General features: G+C 31.5%; 1 protein-coding gene. It reads right to left on the bottom strand.

The window, feature by feature from the left end; genetic code table 11:
* Positions 1-10: 10 nt before the first annotated feature.
* Positions 11-753, bottom strand: a 743-nt coding sequence (locus HMPREF7215_RS12875; protein ID WP_009165304.1) for an adenine-specific methyltransferase EcoRI family protein, incomplete at its 5' end; no start/stop codon positions are given.

Raw genomic sequence — 753 nt, 5'->3', positions numbered from 1 at the left:
CAAACATCAATTACTTTTGTAATCGTTTGTTTTTTATCAAAATTCTGAAATAAGGGCATTTACCATTTATAGACAAATCTTTTTCATCAACACCCTTTCTAAATTTTATTAACTCAAATTGCTCAGGGTTAAACTTATGCAAGAATGTGATAGGAACCCCCATAACCCCATTGTAATCTAATGGAATATCCTTTGTTTTGTTTACATTTATAGCATCATAATTATCATATTTTGGATATGAACTTTCATTCCCAAAATATTTTCTTGTAAGAGGCAAGTCTTTATGCCTAATAAAGACATCTAGGTTAGTTAGCCATAAGCAGTTGTTTGGCGAGATAATTCTATTACCATTAGAATCAATTCTCGCCTCAGTACCATATAATTCATAATGCTCTGGAACAATAAATCCAGAAACACCTCTCCCGAGATGAACCCCAAGCCAAATCTTATTTTCCTTAATTAGATTAAACACCTCTTTATATGTTATTGAATTAACATTAGCAATTATAAGGAATTTCTTATCATACTTAATTAGTTGATCAAGATACTCTCTAAATAACGAGAATGGAGGATTCGTAACAACAATATCTGATTTTTTTAGCAGATCAATGCTCTCCGAACTGCGAAAATCGCCATCGCCACAGAAAGAAGAAACACTAATATCATCAAAAACTAATTTCTTTCCATTTTCTTTATGATATTCATAGTAAAATCCGTTCTTCGCGGCTTCGCTACTAGAAAAACCTTCTTTAT

Origin of the sequence: Pyramidobacter piscolens W5455 (assembly GCF_000177335.1) — a bacterium.
In the GTDB taxonomy this organism is placed as follows: Bacteria; Synergistota; Synergistia; order Synergistales; family Dethiosulfovibrionaceae; genus Pyramidobacter; species Pyramidobacter piscolens.
Note: the sequence above shows the minus strand (reverse complement) of the source record. Positions and strands in the feature narration are given on the sequence as shown.